19 protein-coding genes are annotated in these 19705 nt (G+C 72.4%); 16 read left to right on the forward strand and 3 right to left on the reverse strand.

All coding sequences use genetic code 11. The annotated features are described in order from the left end of the window. Positions 1-5 precede the first annotated feature (5 nt). The 4 genes from folK to O7553_RS29645 all read left to right on the forward strand — a co-directional run bounded on the left by folK (position 6) and on the right by O7553_RS29645 (position 3285). Positions 6-533, forward strand: a complete 528-nt coding sequence (gene folK, locus O7553_RS29630; RefSeq protein WP_281552801.1) for a 2-amino-4-hydroxy-6-hydroxymethyldihydropteridine diphosphokinase — start codon at positions 6-8, stop codon at positions 531-533. Positions 534-624: 91 nt separating this feature from the next. Further along, positions 625-1092: a DUF3180 domain-containing protein gene (locus tag O7553_RS29635; protein WP_281552802.1), complete on the forward strand. Its 468-nt coding sequence runs from the start codon at positions 625-627 to the stop codon at positions 1090-1092. 224 nt (positions 1093-1316) lie between these two features. Next, positions 1317-2891 (forward strand): ABC transporter permease, encoded by a 1575-nt coding sequence (locus tag O7553_RS29640; protein ID WP_281552803.1) that lies wholly within the window; start codon positions 1317-1319, stop codon positions 2889-2891. A 73-nt stretch (positions 2892-2964) separates the two neighbouring features. Next, on the forward strand, positions 2965-3285 hold the full coding sequence (locus tag O7553_RS29645) for a hypothetical protein (protein WP_281552804.1): 321 nt from the start codon (positions 2965-2967) through the stop codon (positions 3283-3285). A gap of 6 nt (positions 3286-3291) precedes the next feature. On the opposite strand, the gene O7553_RS29650 is transcribed toward O7553_RS29645, so the two are convergent. Beyond that, positions 3292-4281, reverse strand: coding sequence for an ABC transporter ATP-binding protein (locus O7553_RS29650; RefSeq protein WP_281552805.1), 990 nt, complete (start codon positions 4279-4281; stop codon positions 3292-3294). Between the two features lie 2 nt (positions 4282-4283). On the opposite strand from O7553_RS29650, the gene O7553_RS29655 reads away from it, so the two are divergent. The 4 genes from O7553_RS29655 to O7553_RS29670 all read left to right on the forward strand — a co-directional run bounded on the left by O7553_RS29655 (position 4284) and on the right by O7553_RS29670 (position 8751). Then, entirely contained in the window at positions 4284-4976 is a 693-nt protein-coding gene (locus O7553_RS29655) for an ABC transporter permease (protein ID WP_281552806.1), read from the forward strand. Beyond that, on the forward strand, positions 4973-5713 hold the full coding sequence (locus O7553_RS29660) for an ABC transporter permease (protein ID WP_281552807.1): 741 nt from the start codon (positions 4973-4975) through the stop codon (positions 5711-5713). The genes O7553_RS29655 and O7553_RS29660 overlap by 4 nt, the downstream gene beginning before the upstream one ends. A 169-nt stretch (positions 5714-5882) precedes the next feature. Beyond that, on the forward strand, positions 5883-6956 hold the full coding sequence (locus O7553_RS29665; RefSeq protein ID WP_348650021.1) for a glycine betaine ABC transporter substrate-binding protein: 1074 nt from the start codon (positions 5883-5885) through the stop codon (positions 6954-6956). Between the two features lie 112 nt (positions 6957-7068). Beyond that, positions 7069-8751, forward strand: coding sequence for a hypothetical protein (locus O7553_RS29670; protein ID WP_281552809.1), 1683 nt, complete (start codon positions 7069-7071; stop codon positions 8749-8751). A 7-nt stretch (positions 8752-8758) separates the two neighbouring features. Here the strand turns inward: O7553_RS29670 and O7553_RS29675 are convergent, their stop codons facing one another. Beyond that, positions 8759-9940 carry an NADH-quinone oxidoreductase subunit D gene (locus tag O7553_RS29675; protein WP_281552810.1) on the reverse strand — a complete coding sequence of 394 codons (1182 nt, stop codon included), beginning with the start codon at positions 9938-9940 and terminating at the stop codon, positions 8759-8761. 103 nt (positions 9941-10043) lie between these two features. Beyond that, positions 10044-11054: an SAM-dependent methyltransferase gene (locus tag O7553_RS29680; protein WP_281555806.1), complete on the reverse strand. Its 1011-nt coding sequence runs from the start codon at positions 11052-11054 to the stop codon at positions 10044-10046. 115 nt (positions 11055-11169) lie between these two features. On the opposite strand from O7553_RS29680, the gene O7553_RS29685 reads away from it, so the two are divergent. The 8 genes from O7553_RS29685 to lysS all read left to right on the forward strand — a co-directional run bounded on the left by O7553_RS29685 (position 11170) and on the right by lysS (position 19694). Further along, positions 11170-12126 carry a Rossmann-like and DUF2520 domain-containing protein gene (locus O7553_RS29685; RefSeq protein WP_281552811.1) on the forward strand — a complete coding sequence of 319 codons (957 nt, stop codon included), beginning with the start codon at positions 11170-11172 and terminating at the stop codon, positions 12124-12126. Positions 12127-12149: 23 nt separating this feature from the next. Beyond that, the gene (panC, locus tag O7553_RS29690; protein ID WP_281555807.1) at positions 12150-13064 is read left to right on the forward strand and encodes a pantoate--beta-alanine ligase; all 915 of its coding nucleotides are present in this window, start codon (positions 12150-12152) and stop codon (positions 13062-13064) included. Then, complete coding sequence (gene panD, locus O7553_RS29695) at positions 13064-13510, forward strand: aspartate 1-decarboxylase (RefSeq protein ID WP_281552812.1); 447 nt, start codon at positions 13064-13066, stop codon at positions 13508-13510. Before panC ends, panD begins: the two co-directional genes overlap by 1 nt. 106 nt (positions 13511-13616) lie before the next feature. Continuing rightward, positions 13617-14522, forward strand: a complete 906-nt coding sequence (locus O7553_RS29700) for a septum formation family protein (protein ID WP_281552813.1) — start codon at positions 13617-13619, stop codon at positions 14520-14522. Positions 14523-14628: 106 nt separating this feature from the next. Then, entirely contained in the window at positions 14629-16323 is a 1695-nt protein-coding gene (locus tag O7553_RS29705) for an L-aspartate oxidase (protein ID WP_281552814.1), read from the forward strand. Then, a complete protein-coding gene (gene nadC, locus O7553_RS29710; RefSeq protein WP_281552815.1) occupies positions 16308-17294 on the forward strand; it encodes a carboxylating nicotinate-nucleotide diphosphorylase in 987 nt (328 codons plus the stop codon). Before O7553_RS29705 ends, nadC begins: the two co-directional genes overlap by 16 nt. A gap of 16 nt (positions 17295-17310) precedes the next feature. Beyond that, the gene (locus O7553_RS29715; protein ID WP_281552816.1) at positions 17311-18069 is read left to right on the forward strand and encodes a type III pantothenate kinase; all 759 of its coding nucleotides are present in this window, start codon (positions 17311-17313) and stop codon (positions 18067-18069) included. 116 nt (positions 18070-18185) lie between these two features. Continuing rightward, positions 18186-19694, forward strand: coding sequence for a lysine--tRNA ligase (gene lysS, locus O7553_RS29720; protein ID WP_281552817.1), 1509 nt, complete (start codon positions 18186-18188; stop codon positions 19692-19694). Positions 19695-19705: the final 11 nt, after the last annotated feature.

Consider the following 19705-nt stretch of genomic DNA (forward strand, 5'->3'; position numbering starts at 1 on the left):
CGACCGTGACCCGGGCGGTCCTGGCGCTGGGCAGCAACCTCGGTGACCGGTACGGGCGCTTGCGCGCGGCGGTGCGGTCGCTGGACGACGTACTGCTGGTCGTCTCCGGGGTCTACGAGACCCCGCCGTGGGGCGACCCGGCGCAGCCCGACTACCTCAACGCGGTCGCGCTGGTGGCCGACCCGGGCGCCGCGCCGGCCGATTGGCTCGACCGGTGCCGCAGCCTCGAACGGGCCGCCGGCCGGGTGCGGGATCCGGACCGGCCGTACGGGCCACGCAGCCTGGATGCGGACGTCGTCGCGGTCTGGACCGACGACGACGTCCCGGTGTTCAGCGACGATCCTGAGCTGGTGCTGCCCCATCCCCGGGCGCGGCTGCGGGCGTTCGTGCTGCGACCGTGGATCGACGTCCAGCCGTACGGCCAACTGCCCGGCCACGGCTGGCTGACCGACCTGCTCAACCACGATCCGGTCGCCGGGGACCTGCTCGAACTGCGCCCCCGACCGGATCTGCCGCTAGAGTCGACCCAGTGAACGTGCGTCTGTCGATCACCTTGCCGGGGTTGATGCTGCCGTGACCGGACCGGGAGTCAGCCCGCGTGGACGGGAGCCTGACGAGCCACGGATGGGGCCTACCAGGTTGTCCACCCTGGTGGTGGCGGCGCTGGCCGCCGCGGCGGTCGGCTGGCTGGTCATCAGCAGCTGGTACGTACGGATGCCGGTCCTACCCTGGCTACCCTCCGTGACGCTGGCGGCATTGGCCGTGTTCGAAGGGTACGCGGCGCTGAACACTCGGGCCCGGGTCGACCGCCAGCCCGGGCACGACCCGGTCAACCCGCTGCTCGCCGCCCGTTTCGTGGTGCTGGCCAAGGCGTCCTCCCTCGCCGGTGCGATCTTCGCCGGCTTCTATGCCGGTCTGGTGCTGTGGCTGTTCATCCAGCCGACCCGGGCGGCAAGCAACGACCTGCCGGCCGCTGGCAGCGGTTTGGTCGCTGCGGTCGCGCTGGTCGCGGCGGCGCTCTGGCTGGAGCGGGCCTGCCGGGTCCCGGACCGCCCGGAGGACTCCGACACCCCGGACCAGCCGGCCGACTGACCGGACTGCCCACCGACCGGCTGTCGACTGACTGACCGGTCTGCCGGGCCGGTCCGCTGGGCAAGTGCCGACCCGGCATCGACCCGGTTCCGGGCAGCTCGGCCGGATACGGGGGGTGACGGCCGGACCTGGTCGCGGGTACGGTGCCTGCGACCGGTACGGCTGCCCGGGCCACCGCGCGGACGCCACACACTGGTCGACTGAGCGACCAGAGGAGACGCGGTATGGCGTACGACGATTCGCCTTATCGCCGGCGGAACGCGAGCACCTCGGATCCGACCGGCCACCATCCGCCCGGCGACACCCGCTACGGCGACACCCGCTACGGCGACACCCGCTACGGCGACACCCGCTACGGCGACACGCGGTATCCGGCGGCCGAGCCTGGTCGTCGCGGCCCGGCCGGCTACTCGACAAGTTCCTTCTCCACCGTTGCGGACTTCTCCACGGCCGGAGGCTCCATCACCGCGGACTCCGCCGCGACCGGGAACTCATCCGCTGCCGCGGACCAGGCGACACGCAACTCCGCCACCACCCGGCACAGCCGTCGCCGACGGGCGTCCACGGCGCTCGACGACGTCTTCGACGACCCCTACCACGGCGAACGCGGCCGGGACCGGCTCGGCGTGCACTTCATCTGGGAACTGATCCTGCTGCTGGTGGTCGGCGGGATCGGCTACCTGCTCTACCGGGTCGACCCGGGTCTCACCACCGCCGGCACCCGCGATCCGCTGCTGGTCTACGCAACCGGGCTCGGCCTGTTCGCGCTCGCCGCCGGGGTCACGCTGCGCGCCGGGGCGCCGAACCTGGCCATCGGGCCGGTGGCGGTGGCCGCCGCGCTGCACTTCGCCGAGAACGGCGACAACGGCGTGGTGCCGGTGCTGGTCACCGGCATCATCTGGGCGGTGGTGCTCGGTGCGGGGACGGCGCTGCTGGTCGCTGGCCTGCAGGTGCCCGGTTGGGCAGGCAGCCTGGTTGCCGCCTGTGTGGCGGTCGTCTTCATCCAGCAGCGGTCCGGCCCGGTCGACCTGCAGGGTGCCTTCGACCCGACCGGCCAGGCGTTCGTGCTCTTCGGTGGCTTCGTCGTGCTGGCGCTGCTCGGTGGATCCCTCGGCACGATCAAGTCGATCCGGCGGGGGGTCGGGCGGTTCCGACCGGTCGCCGACCCGGCCGACCGGCGGGGCGGCGTCGCCGCACTGGTCACCAGCGGTGCGCTGATCCTGTCGATGGTCTTCGCGGTCGTCGGCGGGGTGCTGCTGGCCGCCGTCGGCAACGGCCCGGTCAGCCCGTCGGTGGGGCTGGAGTGGACAGCGGTGGCGATCGGCGCGGCGCTGCTCGGCGGGACCAGCGTCTTCGGCCGCCGGGGCGGTGTCTTCGGGACCGTGTTGGCGGTGATCGGCCTGACCCTCTTCATCAGGTACGCCGAGCTGCGTGACCTCGACATCGCGCTGTACGCCACCGGCGCCGTCGCGGTGGTGGTCGGGCTGACGGTGACCCGTCTGGTGGAGACGTTCGGCCGGCCACGGTCGACCTCGGTCGACGACGCCGGCGAAGCCCAGGAAGCCGAGCAGACCGCAGGCGAGTCGGCTGGTGAATCCGAGCCGGTCCACTACGACGGTCGGCCGGCGGACTGGCCGGAGCATGCCCAGGCCGGCTCCGGCTGGCCGTCCGACCCGCCCACCGGCGGCCAGCAGTCCTGGTCTGCCTCCCTGCCCGCCCAGCCGGCGCCGGCCCGGGACCGCTGGGATACCAGCGACAGCTGGGGCGCCGACGACCAATGGGGCACCGACAGTCGCTGACCCGCCGGCAGGCTAGCCGCCGAGCAGGCCAGCTGCCAAGCCAGCGACGGACCGGCGGGTTAGGCTCGCTGATATGACCGAATCGCCGGCCGCAGACCGCGCCACGCCGACCTTCGAGGAACTCGATCGGCTCTCCACCGAACAGTTGCGGGAGCAGGCGTTCGAGCTGGCCCGGCAGCGCAAGGACCTGGGATTCTTCTGGTCGATAACCCAGCGGCTGTCCCGGGCCGACGACGCCAGTGAGCTGGATGGCGCGCCGAACTCGATCGGCCCGACCGTCGAGGACGCGGTGGCGCTGTGGCGGGAGTTCACCGGCCACGAGTACGGCGAGTCGGAACCGTTGCTACGGGCAGCGTTCATCGACTACCTGCTGCGGCCCGGGCAGCGGAGCTGATGCAGGTCAGCCGGCGTCGAGGATCCGGCGTCGGCTCACCACGCCGACCGGCTGGTCGGCGTCGTCGACCACCCGGGCGTGCTCCGCGCCGCTGACCAGCAACCGGGCCAGCGCGTCGTAGAGCGAGGTACCCAGGGCGAGGGTGGGCAGCCCGGCCGGATCCGGAGCCCTCGGGTCGTCGTCGAGCAGTTCGCGGCTCACCGGGGTGACCGCGAGCCGGCGGATCGCCCGGTCGGCGCCGACGAACTCGGTCACGAACGGGGACGCCGGCCCGCCGAGCAGTTCGGCCGGTGCCGCATACTGCTCAAGCCGGCCGCCTTCGGACAGTACGGCGATCCGGTCGCCCAGCCGTACCGCCTCGTCCAGATCGTGGGTGACCAGCACGATCGTCTTGCGTACCTCGGCCTGCAGGCGGAGAAACTCCTCCTGCAGCCGGCCGCGGGCGATCGGGTCGACCGCGGAGAACGGCTCATCCATCAGCAGGACGACCGGGTCGGCGGCCAGTGCCCGGGCGACGCCGACCCGCTGGCGTTGCCCGCCGGACAGTTCGTGCGGGTAGCGCTTGCCGTACCGGCCCGGTTCCAGCCCGACCAGGTCGAGAAGTTCGTCGGCGCGGCGCCGGATCCGGTCCCGCTGCCAGCCGAGCAGCCGGGGGACCGTGCCGACGTTGGCCCGGATCGTCTGGTGCGGGAAGAGCCCCACGTGCTGGATCACGTATCCGATCCGGCGGCGCAGCCGCACCGGGTCGACCTGGGTGACGTCCTCGTCGCCGAGCATGATCCGCCCGGTCGTCGGCTCGATCAGCCTGTTGATCATCCGGAGCACGGTGGACTTGCCGCAGCCGGACGGGCCGATCAACACCACCAACTGGCCGGCGGGGATCTCCAGGGAAAGGCTCTGTACGGCGCGTGTCCCGTCCGGGAACTGCTTGCCGATGTCGGTCAAGGTGATCGCCGCCGCTCCGTCGGCGTCGGTGTCCCGCACGGTACCGTCCACCTGTGTCCTTCCACCTGCTCGCCGACCGGGCTGATCCGGGTAACCCGTGGTTCTCCGGTCAGTACGTACGGGACAACTGGTCGACGATCGTCGCCGCGTTGACCGAACACGTCACCCTGACGGTACAGGCGGTGCTGATCGCCGCGCTGCTGGCGGTGCCGCTGGCGGTGGTCGCGTACTGGTTCCGGTCGCTGACCGGGCCGATCCTCGCCCTCACCGGCGTGCTCTACACCATCCCGTCGCTGGCGTTGCTGGCCTTCATCGCGCCCTACGTCGGCGCGACCAATCCCGCGTCGGTGCTGATCGCCCTGGTGCTGTACGCGCTGCTGCTGGTCGTGCGCAACTCGCTGGCCGGGCTGAGCCAGGTGCCGGCGGCGACCATCGAGGCCGCCGACGGGATGGGGTACGGCCGGTTCGGTCGACTGCTGCGCATCGAACTGCCGTTGGCGCTGCCCGGCATCATGACCGGCTTGCGGCTGGCCACGGTCTCCACAGTCGCGCTGGTCACCATCGGCTCGCTGATCGGCTATGGCGGCCTCGGCGACCTGATCTTCAGCGGCTTCCGGAACAACTTCTACAAAGCCCAGATCCTCACCGGTACGCTGCTGAGCGTGGCGCTGGCCCTGCTGCTCGACCTGCTCTTGGCGGGTGCCGGACGGCTGCTGACGCCCTGGGCCCGGCGGGTCGCCCCGTGAGCCGGCAGAGTGTGGCGGCGAACCCGGTCGAGCAGGCGGTGACCTGGCTCAACGACCCACTCAACTGGACCAACCCCGGTGGTGTGCTGGACCGCCTCGGTGAGCACCTGACCATCTCGGCCGCCGCGGTCGCGGTCGGCTGCCTGGTGGCCTGGCCGGTCGGACTGTGGCTCGGGCACACCGGCCGGGGCGGCGGCCTGGTGGTGCTGGTGTCGAACCTGACGCTGGCGGTGCCGACCATCGCCCTGCTGTCCATTCTGCCGCTGACCTTCCTGGGCTTCGGCAAGCCGCCGGTGATCCTGGCGTTGGCGGTGTTCGCCGTACCACCGCTGCTGGCCAACGCGTTCACCGGGATCCGGCAGGTCGATCCGCAGGTGCGGGAGGCGGCTCGGGGGATGGGACTGTCCGGCTGGCAGGTGCTGCGCCGGGTCGAGTTGCCGCTCGCGGTGCCGTACCTGGCGGCCGGGTTCCGGACCGCGGCGGTGCAGGTGGTGGCGACGGCGGCGCTGGCGGCGTTCGTCAACGGCGGAGGTCTCGGGCAGATCATCAGTGCGGGCTTCGGACTGGGCATCTCGATCGGCGGCGGCCAGATCCTCGCCGGCGGTCTGTTGGTGGCGACCTTGGCGCTGGTCACTGAAGGGTTGCTGGCGGTGCTCGAACGGGCGTTCACTCCGCGGCCGCTGCGCCGGACCGGCCGGCGGGCGAACGAGCAGACCAGCGCGGTCGGCTCGGGTTGAGTACGTCGCTTTCCGTTCGGGCCGGATGACGATCCGGTGACAACCGATCTTCATCTGTTGTCGGACCCAACGGTGAGGATGTTCGGTAGAGGGAACGGGTGACGGCATGCCGGCACGGGCCGGGGCCCCGTCGCGGCTGCCGTGCTGCCCGCAGCACGCTCGCGCGGGCATGTGCCGCGCCCGTCGGACACGCGGCCGGCCCGATGGGGGCGCGCCGGGACACAGGAGGCGGGCAATCATGCATGCACGGACACGTATCGCCCTGAGCGCGGTCGGCGCGCTCACCGCGGCGGGTTTCCTCGCCGCATGTGGCGAGGCGGGGTCATCCGGCACCGAGGCGCCGGATGCCGGCGCGTCCGGTGCCGGCTGCGCACCGGTAGCCGGCGACCAGCTGGTGGTGCTGACTGACGACAAGAAGCTGCAGAACACCGACAACATCGTGCCGGCGGTCAACGCCGACGCGGCATCGCCGCAGGTCATCGCCGCCCTGAACAGGGTGTCGGCAGCGTTGGACACCGAGAAGCTGATCGGGCTCAACCGGGCGGTCGACGTCGACCGTCAGACGCCGCAGGCCGCGGCCGAGGAGTTCGCCGCCGCCGAGGGCCTGACCGACGGTATCGAGACCGGACCGGGCGGTGAGTTGATCGTCGGCGCGGCCAACTTCAGTGAAAGCGAGACCTTGGGCGAGTTGTACCGGATCGTGCTGACGGCGGCGGGCTACGACGTCACCGTGCAGCAGATCGGCAACCGTGAGCTGTACGAGCCGGCGCTGGAGACCGGGGAGATCCAGGTGGTGCCGGAGTACGCGGCCACCATGGCGGACTTCATCAACAACAAGGTCGCGGGGGAGAACGCGCCGGCGATCTCGTCGCCGGACCTGGACGAGACGATGACCGGGCTCCGCGAGGTCGGCGAGCAGGTCGGCATCGTCTTCGGCGAGGCGTCTGCGGCACAGGACCAGAACGCGTTCGCGGTGACCAGTGCCTTCGCCGACGAGTACGGCGTCAGTACGCTTTCCGACCTGGCGGAGAAATGCTCCGGTACGGCGACCGTCCTGGGCGGTCCGCCGGAGTGCCCGCAGCGTCCCAAGTGCCAGGAAGGGCTGGTCGAGGTGTACGACTTCCGGGCCGGGGAGTTCAGCTCGCTTGACGCCGGTGGGCCGCAGACCAAGACCGCGTTGACCACCGGCGAGATCAGTGTCGGTCTGGTGTTCTCGTCGGACGGAGCGTTGGCGACCGGCTGATTTCGTGGCTGGCGCGGACTGTCGCCGGCCACCCGGGCTGTGGAGCCTACCTTCTCGGACAGCAGGCGGTACCCGTTCCGTTGATCTGTAGATGTCGGTAGGCTCCACAGCCATGTCCGCTCCCGAGGCCGAAGAGGAGCCGCGCCGCACGGTTCCGCTCAAGTGGCTTACCTGGGGTGGCCTGGGCTTGGCGCCGCTGGCTGCGCTTTTGCTGCTGCTTGGCGACGGCGACGGCTCGTTGCGACTGGCGATGGTGATCGCTATCGCGTCCGTGGTGTTGATCGGATTGTCAATCACATTGCGTGGCGGCGTGGAAACTATGCGCGCCGACATGGAGGATGCGCTCGTCGAGGAGATGGACGTGCTCCGCGAGGACGTGCGCAACGACATTTCCACCGCCGTCCGGGCGACGCACCGCGCCTTCGGCGAGAAGATGCAGGCGGTTCAGGACGACGTCGAGGCGCTTCGTGGTCAACTGGACGGGACTCGCGCCGAGATCGCCCGCAGTGATCCGGCCCGGGCACAGCCGGGCGGTGACCGCGCCGGCTACGACCGGTTCGATCAGGCCGCTCCGGCGTCCGCCGTACCGGCGGCGGTGCCGGCCTCCGGCCCGACCGGGGCTGCCGGCTACGGAGGCGAGTACAACGGCGGCCAGTACGGCTCCGCAGGTCAGTACGGCTCGGGCGGCCAGGCCGGCCGGGCCTCGGTCCCGGCGGTCAGCGGCACCGTGCTGCCCCGCCAGCAGGGGCCGAACGGCGCCGTCCGGCAGCCGGAGACCGTCCAGGTGAGCACCCGGCAGGTCGTCGACCCGCGGGCCGACGACGAGCCCGCCGGCACGGTGTACGGCGGGACCCGTTCCGGCGGCCGGGGTGGCGAGTCCATCGACGGTGAGTGGTCCGCTCCGGCGGCCCGTGGGCGGCGTTCCGCCGAGCCGGACGAGGAGTCGTGGACCGAACGCCGGCTGCGCGACCAGCCGGAGGAGCGCTGGTCGTGGAGTGGCGACCGGGACGACAGCGCCGAGCAACGGTACGGCGACCGACCCGTCGACCGGTGGGACGTCGGGCGGGCCGACGGCTTCAGCACCGGGTCGCCGGCCGAGCGGTGGCCACCGGCCCGTGAGGACGACTACCCACCGGCCCGGTCCGGGGCCGGCACCCGTAACGGCCGGTACCCGCAGGACCGGGGCGACCTGCTGGGGTCGGGCGGTGATCGGGTCGCGGACGAGCCGGCGTGGCGGGACGCCCGGTGGGACCAACGGATGGCCGACCCGCCGTCGGACGGACCAGGGGTCAGCGGGACCGGCCGGCGTGCGGCGCTGCCGGCGTTGCCGGCCGGCAGTGGCGGCGAGTCGCCCCCGGCATGGTCGTCGCCGGCCCACGATCCCCTCGACGACGAGCCGGTCCGGCGCAGCCGTCGGTACCGGGACGAGGAGGACGACGTCGGTCGCCGGTTCCGCGACGACGACCCGCCGCGCCGGTTCCGCGACGACGACCCGCCCCGCCGGTACCGGGACGAAGAACCCGCGGAACCGGGCCGGCGCTACCGCGACGACACGTCCGGCCGGCGCTACCGCGACGACGAGCCGCCCCGCCGGTACGCGGAGGAGGGCACCGCCGGCCGCCGGTACCGTGACTACGACGATGAGCCGGCTCGGCGCTACCGCGACTACGACGACGGCGCCCCGGGCCGGCGCTACCGGGACCCGGACGACGGTGGCCGGCGGTACCGCGACGACGACGGCCGTGGCCGCTTCCGTGACGACGCCGACTACCCCGACGACCGCCGCTGGCGGTAGACCGGCGTCACTTGTCGATGTCGCCGACCACGAAGAACATCGAGCCGAGGATCGCCACCAGATCCGGCACCAGGCTGCCGGGGATCAGCGTCGCCAACGCCTGCACATTGGCGTAGGAGGCGGTCCGCAGCTTGAGCCGCCACGGGGTCTTCTCCCCGCGGGAGACCAGGTAGTAGCCGTTGACTCCGAGCGGGTTCTCGGTCCACGCGTAGGTGTGGCCCTCGGGTGCCTTGACCACCTTCGGCAGCCGTACGTTGACCGGCCCGCTCAACTGGTCGACCCGGTCCAGACAGCGGCGGGCCAGGTCGAGCGAGGCGTACACCTGGTCGAGCAGCACCTCGAACCGGGCGTGGCAGTCGCCGGCCCGGCGGGTGACCACCGGCACGTCCAGTTCACCGTAGGCGAGGTACGGCTCGTCGCGGCGCAGGTCCAGGTCCAGCCCGCTGGCCCGGGCGACCGGCCCGGAGGCACCGAACGCGGCGGCCGTCGCCGCGTCGAGCACCCCGACCCCGACCGTACGGGCGAGGAAGATCTCGTTGCGCCGGATCAGCCGGTCCAGGTCGGGCATCCTGGCCTCGACCTGGCCGATCGCTTCCCGGGCCCGGCTGGTCCAGCCGGCCGGCACCTCCTCCTTGAGGCCGCCCACCCGGTTGAACATGTAGTGCATCCGGCCGCCGGAGACCTCCTCCAGCACGGCCTGCAGCGTCTCCCGCTCCCGGAACGAGTAGAACACCGGGGTGAGCGCGCCGATCTCCAGTGGATACGAGCCGAGGAACATCAGGTGGTTGAGCACCCGGTTCAGTTCGGCCAGCGCGGTCCGCAGCCAGGTGGCCCGCTGTGGCACCTCGATGCCCATCATCCGTTCGACGGCGAGCGCCACCCCCAGCTCGTTGGCGAACGCGGACAGCCAGTCGTGCCGGTTGGCCAGCATGATGATCTGCCGGTAGTCGCGGACCTCGAACAGCTTCTCGGCGCCGCGGTGCATGTAGCCGATCACCGGCTCGCAGGAGACCACCCGCTCGCCGTCGAGGACCAGCTTGAGCCGGAGTACGCCGTGCGTGGACGGGTGCTGTGGGCCGATGTTGAGCACCATGTCGGCGGTGTCCAGCCCGGCGCCGGTGCCGACGGTCAGCTGGCGGAGTCCGTCGGCCGACCCGGCCGGGGGCGGCGAACCGGTGTCGGTGTCCATGCCGGCCATCGTCGCACGCCGGCTCCCCGCCACACGGTCGGCGGGGATCCCGGTTTCGGACCAGCAGGGGATCCCGGTTTCGGACCAGCAGGGGATCCGGGTTTCAGACCAGCAGGGATTCGGCGTCGACGGCCAGCCCGACGGGTTGGACCAGCCACCAGTGCCCGCCGAGGCCGTCCGGGTCGGTGAGTTCGGCGGCGGTGCTGGCGGCGGCCAGCGCGGCCAGATAGCCACGCGGGTCGGTGCCGGCCAGCGCCAGCGGCGGTCGGCGGCCGTGCACCCCGAGTCGGTGCAGCGCGTCCCGCTGCCGGCACAGCAGGTGGCCGGCCCCGCCAACGACCGCCGATCCGGCGGCGGCGACCGCGTCGATCGCCACGTGCGCGGTGAGGTCGCAGGAGCCGTCGGGGACCGGGGCCACCGTACGGCCGGCCCGGAAACCGGTCAGGGTGCCGGTGACCGGGCGGTCGGCGTACCGGTGGCCGTAGTCGACTGTCACGGCGACGCCCCGGCGCAGGGTACGTACCGCCGCGGCCCAGGCCTCGTCGCGGGGGCGACCGATCTCAGCCTGCGCCCCGTCCGGCAGCGGCGGCCACCAGCGGGCCAGCCAGGCGGAGTCGGCGGCGCCGAGTTCCCGGCCGGGGTGCTGCCGGCCGGTTGCCGGGTCGACCAGCAGACAGCGGAGCCGGTCACCGTCGCGGACGGCCAGATCGAGCGGTACGTTGTCCAGCCACTCGGTGGCGACGAGCAGCCCGGTGGTTCCCGTCGGCGGCGCGGTCCGCCAGGCGACCGGTTCGGGCAGGCCGGCCGGTCGGGGCGCCGGGTCGACGCCGGTCAACCGGATCCGGTCGGCAAGCGTCCCGGGCGGGTCGGCAAGCAGCCGGTGTACGGCGTCGAGCAGTTCACCGCCGCCGGCTCCGACGTCGACCAGGTCGACCGGGTCCGGGTGGTCGAGGAGGCGGTCGACCCGGCGCAGCAGCCGCAGCACCGCCCGGGCGAACGGCGTACCGGTCTGGGCGCTGGTCGAAAAGTGCGCGGCGGGCACCGGGGTGCCGCCGGTCACATAGAAGCCCTCCGGTCCGTACAGCGCGGTGGAGATGGCGTCCCGCCAGGTCAGCACCCGGCCACCCTAGATCAGCGGGTGAAGGTTTTCACACACCGTTGTTTCCGGTCCGTTGCCTCGGCGCATACTGGCATCGACCGGTACCCCCGTTCGAGGACTGGATCACATCATGAGCGCATCGGCGCGCCCGGCGGCGGCGGACGTTTCCGCTGCCCGGGTTACCGACCCTGCTGTCGGGGTCGTGGGCGCCGGCCGGGTAGGCGCGGTGCTCGCCGCTGCCCTGACCGCCGCCGGCCATCGAATCACCGCGGTCTCCGGTGCCGGCCCGGCCAGCCGGGACCGGATCCGCCGGCTGTTGCCCGGCGTCCAGCCCTGGCCGGTGGCCGAGGTCGCCGACGCCGCCGAGCTGCTGATCCTCGCGGTGCCCGACGACGTGCTGCCGACCGTGGTGGCCGACCTGGTGGCGGCCGGCGTACTGCGGCCCGGCCAGGTCGTGGCACACACCTCGGGAGCGCACGGTCTCGCCGTGCTGGCCCCGGCCGCGGTGGTCGGCGCCGCCCCGCTGGCGCTGCACCCGGCGATGACCTTCACCGGCGAGCGCGGCGACCTGGACAGGCTGCCCGGGATCAGCTACGGAGTTACCGCCGACCGGCCGCTGCGGCCGCTGGCCACCCGCTTGGTGGCGGCGCTGGGCGGCACCGTCGAGTGGGTCGCCGAGATGGACCGGCCGCTCTACCACGCCGCCCTGGCGCACGGCGCGAACCACCTGGTCACCCTGGTCAACGAGGCCAGCGACCGGCTGCGCGACGCCGGGGTCGCCGACCCCGGCCGGGTGCTCGCACCGCTGCTGCGCGCCGCCTTGGACAACGCCCTGGCGCGCGGCGACGCCGCGCTGACCGGGCCGGTGTCGCGCGGCGACGCCGGCACCGTCGCCCGGCACCTGGACCGGCTGGCTGACACCGCCGCGGAGAGCCTGCCCGGCTATCTGGCGTTGGCCCGGCGTACCGCGGACCGGGCGATCGCCGCCGGCCGGCTGCCGGCGGCCGCTGCGGTGCCGCTGCTCGACGTGCTGGCCGGCCGGGAGCCGGTCGCCACGTCGGGCCGGCGTCGGGAGCCGGTCCGATGAGCACGGCCGGTCCGATGAGTGCGATGAGCCCGGCCTCGACCGCGCCGACCACCTCGACCGCGCCGACCGCACCGGCCGGGCTGCAAGTGGCGTGGACCCGCGCCGAGCTCGCCGCGCTGCGGGCCGGCTGGTCCGGCTCGGTGGCGGTGGTGATGACGATGGGTGCCCTGCACGACGGGCACGACGCCCTGCTGCGCGCGGCGGCGGCCCGCGCCGACCACGTGATCGCCACGATCTTCGTCAACCCGCTGCAGTTCGGGCCGACCGAGGACTTCGACCGGTACCCGCGCACCATCGACGACGACCTGGCGGTCTGCCGGCGGGCCGGGGTCCGGGCGGTCTTTGCGCCGGCCCGGGCCGAGGTCTACCCGGACGGCGAGCCGCAGGTCAGAGTCGACCCGGGGCCGATCGGGGAGATCCTGGAGGGGGCGAGCCGGCCGGGCTTCTTCCACGGGGTGCTGACCGTGGTGCTGAAGTTGCTCCAGATCACCCGGCCCGACCTGGCCTTCTTCGGGGAGAAGGACTACCAGCAGCTGACCCTGGTCCGGCGGTTGGTGCGCGACTTTGACCTGCCAGTGGCCATCGTCGGAGTGCCGACCGTCCGGGAGTCGGACGGGCTGGCCCGGTCCAGCCGTAACCGCTACCTGTCGCCCCAGCAGCGGCAGGTGGCGCTGGGGCTGGCCGGGGCACTGCGGGCCGGCGTGGACGCGGCGACGGCGGGCGTCTCCGCCGACGAGGTGCTGGCCGCCGGCCGGGCTGCCTTCGACCAGCACACCGGTGGCGCCGCCGAGCTCGACTACCTGGCGCTGACCGATCCCGAGCTGGGGCCGGCGGTGCCCGGTCCGGCCCGGCTGCTGATCGCCGCCCGGGTCGGTGACACCCGATTGATCGACAACACCCCGGTGGAGCTGGCCGGCTCCCGATCGGAAGGATCCTGATGCTGCGCACCATGCTCAAATCCAAGATCCACCGGGCCACGGTGACCCAGGCCGATCTGCACTACGTCGGCTCGGTCACCATCGACGCCGACCTGCTGGACGCGGCCGACCTGCTGCCCGGCGAGCAGGTGGCGATCGTCGACGTGACCAACGGCGCCCGGCTGGAGACGTACGTCATCGAGGGGGCCCGGGGCAGTGGGGTGATCGGCATCAACGGGGCCGCCGCTCACCTGGTGCACCCCGGTGACCTGGTGATCCTGATCGCGTACGGGCAGTTCACCGACGCCGAGGCCCGCGCCTGTCAGCCCCGGGTGGTGCACGTTGACGCCGCCAACCGGGTGATCCAGCTCGATGCCGACCCGGCCGGGGCACCCGCCGGTGTGGTGGGCGACCCGGTCCGTGGCGACACCGCCGCCGGCTGGCCGGTGGTTGCCGGCAGGCCTTAGCGTGGTGACGGTTGTCGACCGCAAGCCGGGCGGTGACCGTACGGTCACTCAAAGGTGTCGTATGCTCGGCGGTCCGGACCGCCAGCCAGCCCGTGGGAGGGACTCGATGCGCCGATGGACCGCCGCTTTCGCGGTCGGTGGAGCGCTTGTGCTCGGCCTGACCGGGTGCGGCCTGCCCGCCGGGGTGGACGGCGAGCTCACCAACAGTTGGCAGCCGATCCCCGAGCCGAGCCCGTTCGTGCCGCCGGCCGAGGTCTGCCATCCGGGGGACTTCGCGGAGACCGCCTACCTGTCGTCGTACAGCCCGGTCGACTGCTCGGCCCCGCACCGGGTGGAGACGGTGCATGTCGGCACGTTCGGCGCTGAGGCTGCGGAGGCGACCGCGCCGCCGGCGCAGGGCTCGCCCGAAATCCGTGTCGCGTACGCCGAGTGCGACTCCGCGACCAGCGAGTACGTCGGTGCCGACTGGCGGCTCGGCCGGCTCTGGGTGGGGGTGGCGGTGCCGTCCCCGGCCGCCTGGGAAGGTGGTGCCCGCTGGTTCCGCTGCGACGTCACCGAGGTGACCAACGTGGAGGACAACGGTGGGACGGCGTCGCGCACCGCGAGCCTGCGCGACGAGCTGGCTGAGCCATCGCCGCTGCATCTGACCTGCTACGCGGTCCGTAACGACGACAACGGCGCGATCGACACCATGCCGGCCGAGGAGTGCGACGAGCCGCACAACGCGGAGTTCGCCGGGGTCTGGCAGGCACCGGACATCGAGTATCCGACCCGGGACCGGGACTGGAACCAGTTCCACACCGAGTGCCGCAAGGTGATCGGCCGGTACGCGGATGTGCCACTCGACGGCAACCTGCAGTTCCGTACCGGGGTGATCTCGCTGCCGGGCGGTGCCGCCGAGTGGGCGGCCGGCAACCGGGGCGTCCGCTGCTACCTGTGGCTCGACGAACGCAACGTCGAGCGGTCGCTCAAGGACGTCGGCACCGAGGGCCTGCCCATCCAGTACGAGTAGTGGCCGGCCTCGTGACGGCCGCCGCCGGGTGCCCGGACGGGTGTACCGGCCCACATCCGCCGGCCCCGGCGGCCCGCTGCCAGGGCCGGCGCGGTTGACTCTGCCCATGCGACTGCGTATCCCGGCCCTGCCCGAGCTGCCCGGTCAGCTCGCCGCGCCGGATCCCGGCTGGGCGGAGACCACCGACGTGGTGGTCGTCGGCTCCGGCATCGCCGGCCTGACCGCCGCGCTCTACCTGCGGGAAGCCGGGCTGCACGTCACCGTCGTGACGAAGGTCAACATCGACGACGGGTCGACCCGGTGGGCACAGGGTGGGATCGCCGCCGTGCTGGACCCGCTGGACACCCCGGCCGCGCACGCGCAGGACACCGAGACCGCCGGGGTCGGGCTGTGCGATCCGGACGCGGTCCGGGTGCTCGTCGAGGAGGGGCCGGCCAGGATCCGGGAGCTGATCCGGGTCGGTGCCGAGTTCGACCGGGACGCCGACGGTGTGCTGCTGCTCACCCGGGAAGGTGGTCACCGGGCCAACCGGATCGTGCATGCCGGCGGCGACGCCACCGGCGCCGAGGTGCAGCGGGCGTTGCACGCCGCGGTCCGTCGGGACCCCTGGATCCGGCTGGTCGAGCACGCTCTGGTCGTCGACCTGCTGCGTGCCGCACCGGACGCCGACGGGGAGCCGGCCCGGGCCTGCGGAGTCACTCTGCACGTGCTCGGCGAGGGCTCGCCGGACGGGGTGGGCGCGATCCTGGCCCGCGCCGTGGTGCTGGCCACCGGCGGGATGGGGCAGATCTTCGCAACCACTACCAATCCGGCGGTCTCCACCGGCGACGGTGTGGCGCTGGCGCTGCGAGCCGGCGCGGCAGTGGCGGACCTGGAGTTCGTCCAGTTCCATCCGACGGCCCTGGTGGTGCCGGGTGTCACTGGCGGCAGCGGCCAGCAACCGCTGGTGTCCGAGGCGCTGCGCGGCGAGGGCGCGCTGCTGCTCGACCCCGACGGCAAGCGGTTCATGCTCGGCCAGCACGAGCTCGCCGAGTTGGCCCCACGCGACGTGGTCGCCAAGGGCATCCACCGGGTGATGTCGGCGGTCGACGTCGACCACGTACAGCTCGACGCCCGGCATCTGGGCGGTGAGTTCCTGGCCCGGCGTTTCCCGACGATTGTGGCGTCCTGCCGGGCCATCGGGATCGACCCCGCCGAGGAGCTGATCCCGGTGGCACCGGCCGCCCACTACGCGTCCGGCGGCGTCCGCACCGATCTGCACGGCCGCACCACCATCCCCGGCCTGTACGCCTGCGGCGAGGTGGCCTGCACCGGTGTGCACGGTGCCAACCGGCTGGCCAGCAACTCGCTGCTGGAGGGCCTGGTCTTCGCCCGGCGGATCGCCCGGGACGTCACCCGCGACCTGCCGCCGCAGCTGGAGCCGGCCGGTACCGGCCGGGCGACCGATCGGGCCGACGGCTGGTTGTTGCCGGCCGAGGCCCGGCAGCCGCTGCAGCGGGCGATGAGCCGGGGCGCCGGAGTGCTGCGTTCCGCCACGACGCTGGACGGCGCCGCCGTCGAGCTGCGCCGGCTCGCCGGTGGCCGGGGCACGCCGGGCACCGCCGGATGGGAGGCGACTAACCTGGTCACCGTCGCCACCGCGCTGGTGGCGGCGGCGTACGCCCGGCAGGAGACCCGGGGTTGTCACTGGCGCGACGATTTCCCGTCGGCGGCCGAGGGCTGGCTGGGGCATCTGGTCAGCGCGCTCGGCCCGGTCGGGCAGCCCACTCTCACCTGGGAGCCGTCATGCGTAGCGAGGTGACCGTCGCCGCGTCGCTGGCCTGCGGTCTGGACCCGGAGGTGGTCCACCGGGTGGTGGCGACCGCGCTGGCCGAGGATCTCGGCCCGGACCGGCTGGACGTCACGTCGGCGGCCACCATCGATCCGGGGCAGCTCGGCACCGCCGAACTGGTGGCCCGCTCCGCCGGGGTGGTGGCCGGGTTGCCGCTGGTCGCCGCTGTCTTCGCGGCGGTCCCGTCGCCGACCGCCGACCCTGCCGGCTCGGTCGGCGGTGCCGGCTCTGCCGATGGTGCCGGCTCTGCCGGCCCGGTCGAGGTGCGGCTGCACCGCGCCGACGGTGACCGGGTGCCGGCCGGTACGGTGCTGGCCACGCTGACCGGCCCGGTCCGGACCCTGCTCACCGGCGAGCGGACCGCGCTCAACCTGATCAGCCGGCTCTCCGGGGTGGCCACCCATACCCGGGCCTGGACGGACGCCCTCGCCGGGTCGAAGGCGACCGTGCTGGACACCCGCAAGACCACCCCCGGGCTGCGGCTGCTGGAGAAGTACGCGGTGCGGGTCGGCGGCGGCGGCAACAAGCGGATGGGTCTGTACGACGTGGCGATGGTCAAGGACAACCACAAGCTGGCCGCCGGCGGGGTGGGTGCCGCGTACCGCCGGGTGCGCGAGGCCTTCCCCGGCGTACCGGTGGAGGTCGAGGTGACCACGTTGGCCGAGGCGGTCGAGGCGGTCGAGGCCGGGGCGACGTTCCTGCTCTGCGACAACATGCCGGCGGAGCTGCTGAGCGCGGTCGTCGCCGAGGTGGGTGACCGGGTCGAGGTGGAGGCCACCGGCGGACTGACCCTGGCCAACGCGGCCCGGTACGCGCGGACCGGGGTGGACTACCTGTCGGTCGGGGCGTTGACCCACTCCTCGCCGATCATGGACATCGCGCTGGATCTGCGACCGGCCGGTGTCAGCGCGTCGGCTGGTGCCGACCGGCCCGCCGGTTGACCGTCGAGGGGACGACATGCTGCTCTGCATCGACATCGGTAACACCAACACGGTGCTGGCCACGTTCAACGGGGACAAGCTGGTGCACTCGTGGCGGATCAAGACCGACGCCCGGTCAACCGCCGACGAGCTCGGCCTGATGTTCCGCGGGCTGCTCGCCGGGGATGCTGTGGAACTCACCGGGGTGGCCGCCTGCTCGACCGTACCGGCGGCGCTGCGCTCGCTGCGGACCATGCTCGGCCGCTACTACGGCGACATTCCCAGCGTGATCGTGGAGCCCGGGGTGCGGACCGGGGTGCAGCTGGCGATCGACAACCCCAAGGAGGTCGGATCGGACCGGGTGGTCAACACCCTCGCCGCGCACACCTTGTACGGTGGCCCGTCGATCGTCGTCGACTTCGGCACCACCACCAACTTCGACGTGATCAGCGCCCGGGGTGAGTTCCTCGGCGGGGCGTTCGCTCCCGGCATCGAGATATCCTTCGACGCGTTGTCGGCCCGCGCCGCCCAGCTGCGCAAGGTCGAGCCGACCCGGCCCCGGTCGGTGATTGGCAAGAACACCGTAGAGTGCCTGCAGTCCGGCATGTACTTCGGTTTCGCCGGCCAGGTGGACCGCATCGTGGAGCGGATGGCGGCGGAGTTGGGGCAGCTCAGCGCAGTTATCGCGACGGGCGGACTGGCCCCGGTGGTGATCGGTGAGTGCCGCACCATCACCCACCACGAACCGATGATCACCCTTATCGGCCTGCGGATGGTGTACGAGCGGAACACCTGATCCCCACTGCGGCCTTGTCAGCTGCGTCACGGAACCCTGGTTGAGTACGCTCGTGGCCGGACCGTGACCACGAGGTCGCACCGTTGTCCGTACCCCCTGTGTTGAGGATGCCCGCCGTGACCGAGCACGTGACCGTACCCGACGATTCCGCAGCGGATCTGCCCGAGCAGATGCGGGTGCGCCGGGAGAAGCGGGACCGGCTGCTGGCCCAGGGCGCGGAGCCCTATCCGGTCGGTTTCCCCCGGACCACGTCTCTGGCGCAGTTGCGGCAGCGCTTCGGCGACCTGCCGATCGACACCGCCACCGGCGAACAGGCGGCGGTCACCGGCCGGGTGATCTTTGTGCGGAACACCGGCAAGCTCTGTTTCGCGACGCTGCGTGAGGGTGATGGCACCGAGTTGCAGGTGATGCTGTCCCGGGATCGGGTCGGTGCCGAGCGGCTGGAGGACTGGAAGCGGCTGGTCGACATCGGCGACCACGTGGGGGTGGCCGGCGAGGTGATCACCAGCCGTCGGGGTGAGCTCTCGGTGCTCGCCGACTCGTGGCAGATGACCGCCAAGGCGCTGCGTCCGCTGCCGGTGGCGCACAAGCCGTTGAGTGAGGAGGCCCGGGTCCGGCAGCGGTACGTCGACCTGATCGTCCGTCCGGAGGCGCGTCGGACCGTGCGAACCCGGGCGACGGTGCTGCGTACCCTGCGCGACTCCTTCCACCAGCGGGGGTTCACCGAGGTGGAGACGCCGATGCTGCAGGTGCTGCACGGGGGCGCAGCGGCCCGGCCGTTCGTCACGCACAGCAACGCTCTTGATGTCGATCTGTATCTGCGAATCGCTCCCGAGCTATTCCTCAAGCGCTGCGTGGTCGGCGGCATCGACCGGGTGTTCGAGATCAACCGGAACTTCCGCAATGAGGGGGTTGACTCTTCGCACTCGCCTGAGTTCGCCATGTTGGAGACCTACGAGGCGTACGGGGACTACGACACCATGGCGCGGCTGACCCGGGATCTGGTACAGGAGTGCGCCAGCGCGATCAGTGGGTCACATGTGGTGATCCACGCCGACGGGTCGGAGTTCGACCTTGGTGGCCAGTGGCGTACGGTGACTCTGTACGGAGTGTTGTCAGAAGCTCTCGGTGAGGAAGTCACTGTACGGACCGACCGAGCGCAGTTGCTACGTTACGCCGAGAAGTTCGATGTCGCCGTGGACCCGAAGTGGGGTCCGGGCAAGCTGGCGGAGGAACTCTTCGAGGAATTGGTCGTGCCGACTCTGCTCCAGCCGACCTTCGTGCGGGACTACCCGGTGGAGACCAGCCCGCTGACCCGGGCGCACCGCGTCGAGCAGGGGTTGGCCGAGAAGTGGGACCTCTATGTGCGCGGCGTCGAGCTGGCCACCGCGTACAGCGAGCTGGTCGACCCTGTGGTGCAGCGGGAGCGACTGGTGGCCCAGGCGCGGCTGGCCGCCGGTGGTGACCCGGAGGCGATGCGCCTCGACGAGGACTTCCTCCGGGCCATGGAGTACGGAATGCCGCCGGCCGGGGGCATGGGAATGGGAATCGACCGGTTGCTCATGGCCCTGACCGGCCTGGGTATTCGCGAAACCATCCTCTTCCCTCTGGTCCGTCCGGAGTAGTCGGCCAGATT

Origin of the sequence: Solwaraspora sp. WMMA2059 (genome assembly GCF_027497315.1) — a bacterium.
Classification (GTDB): domain Bacteria; phylum Actinomycetota; class Actinomycetes; order Mycobacteriales; family Micromonosporaceae; genus Micromonospora_E.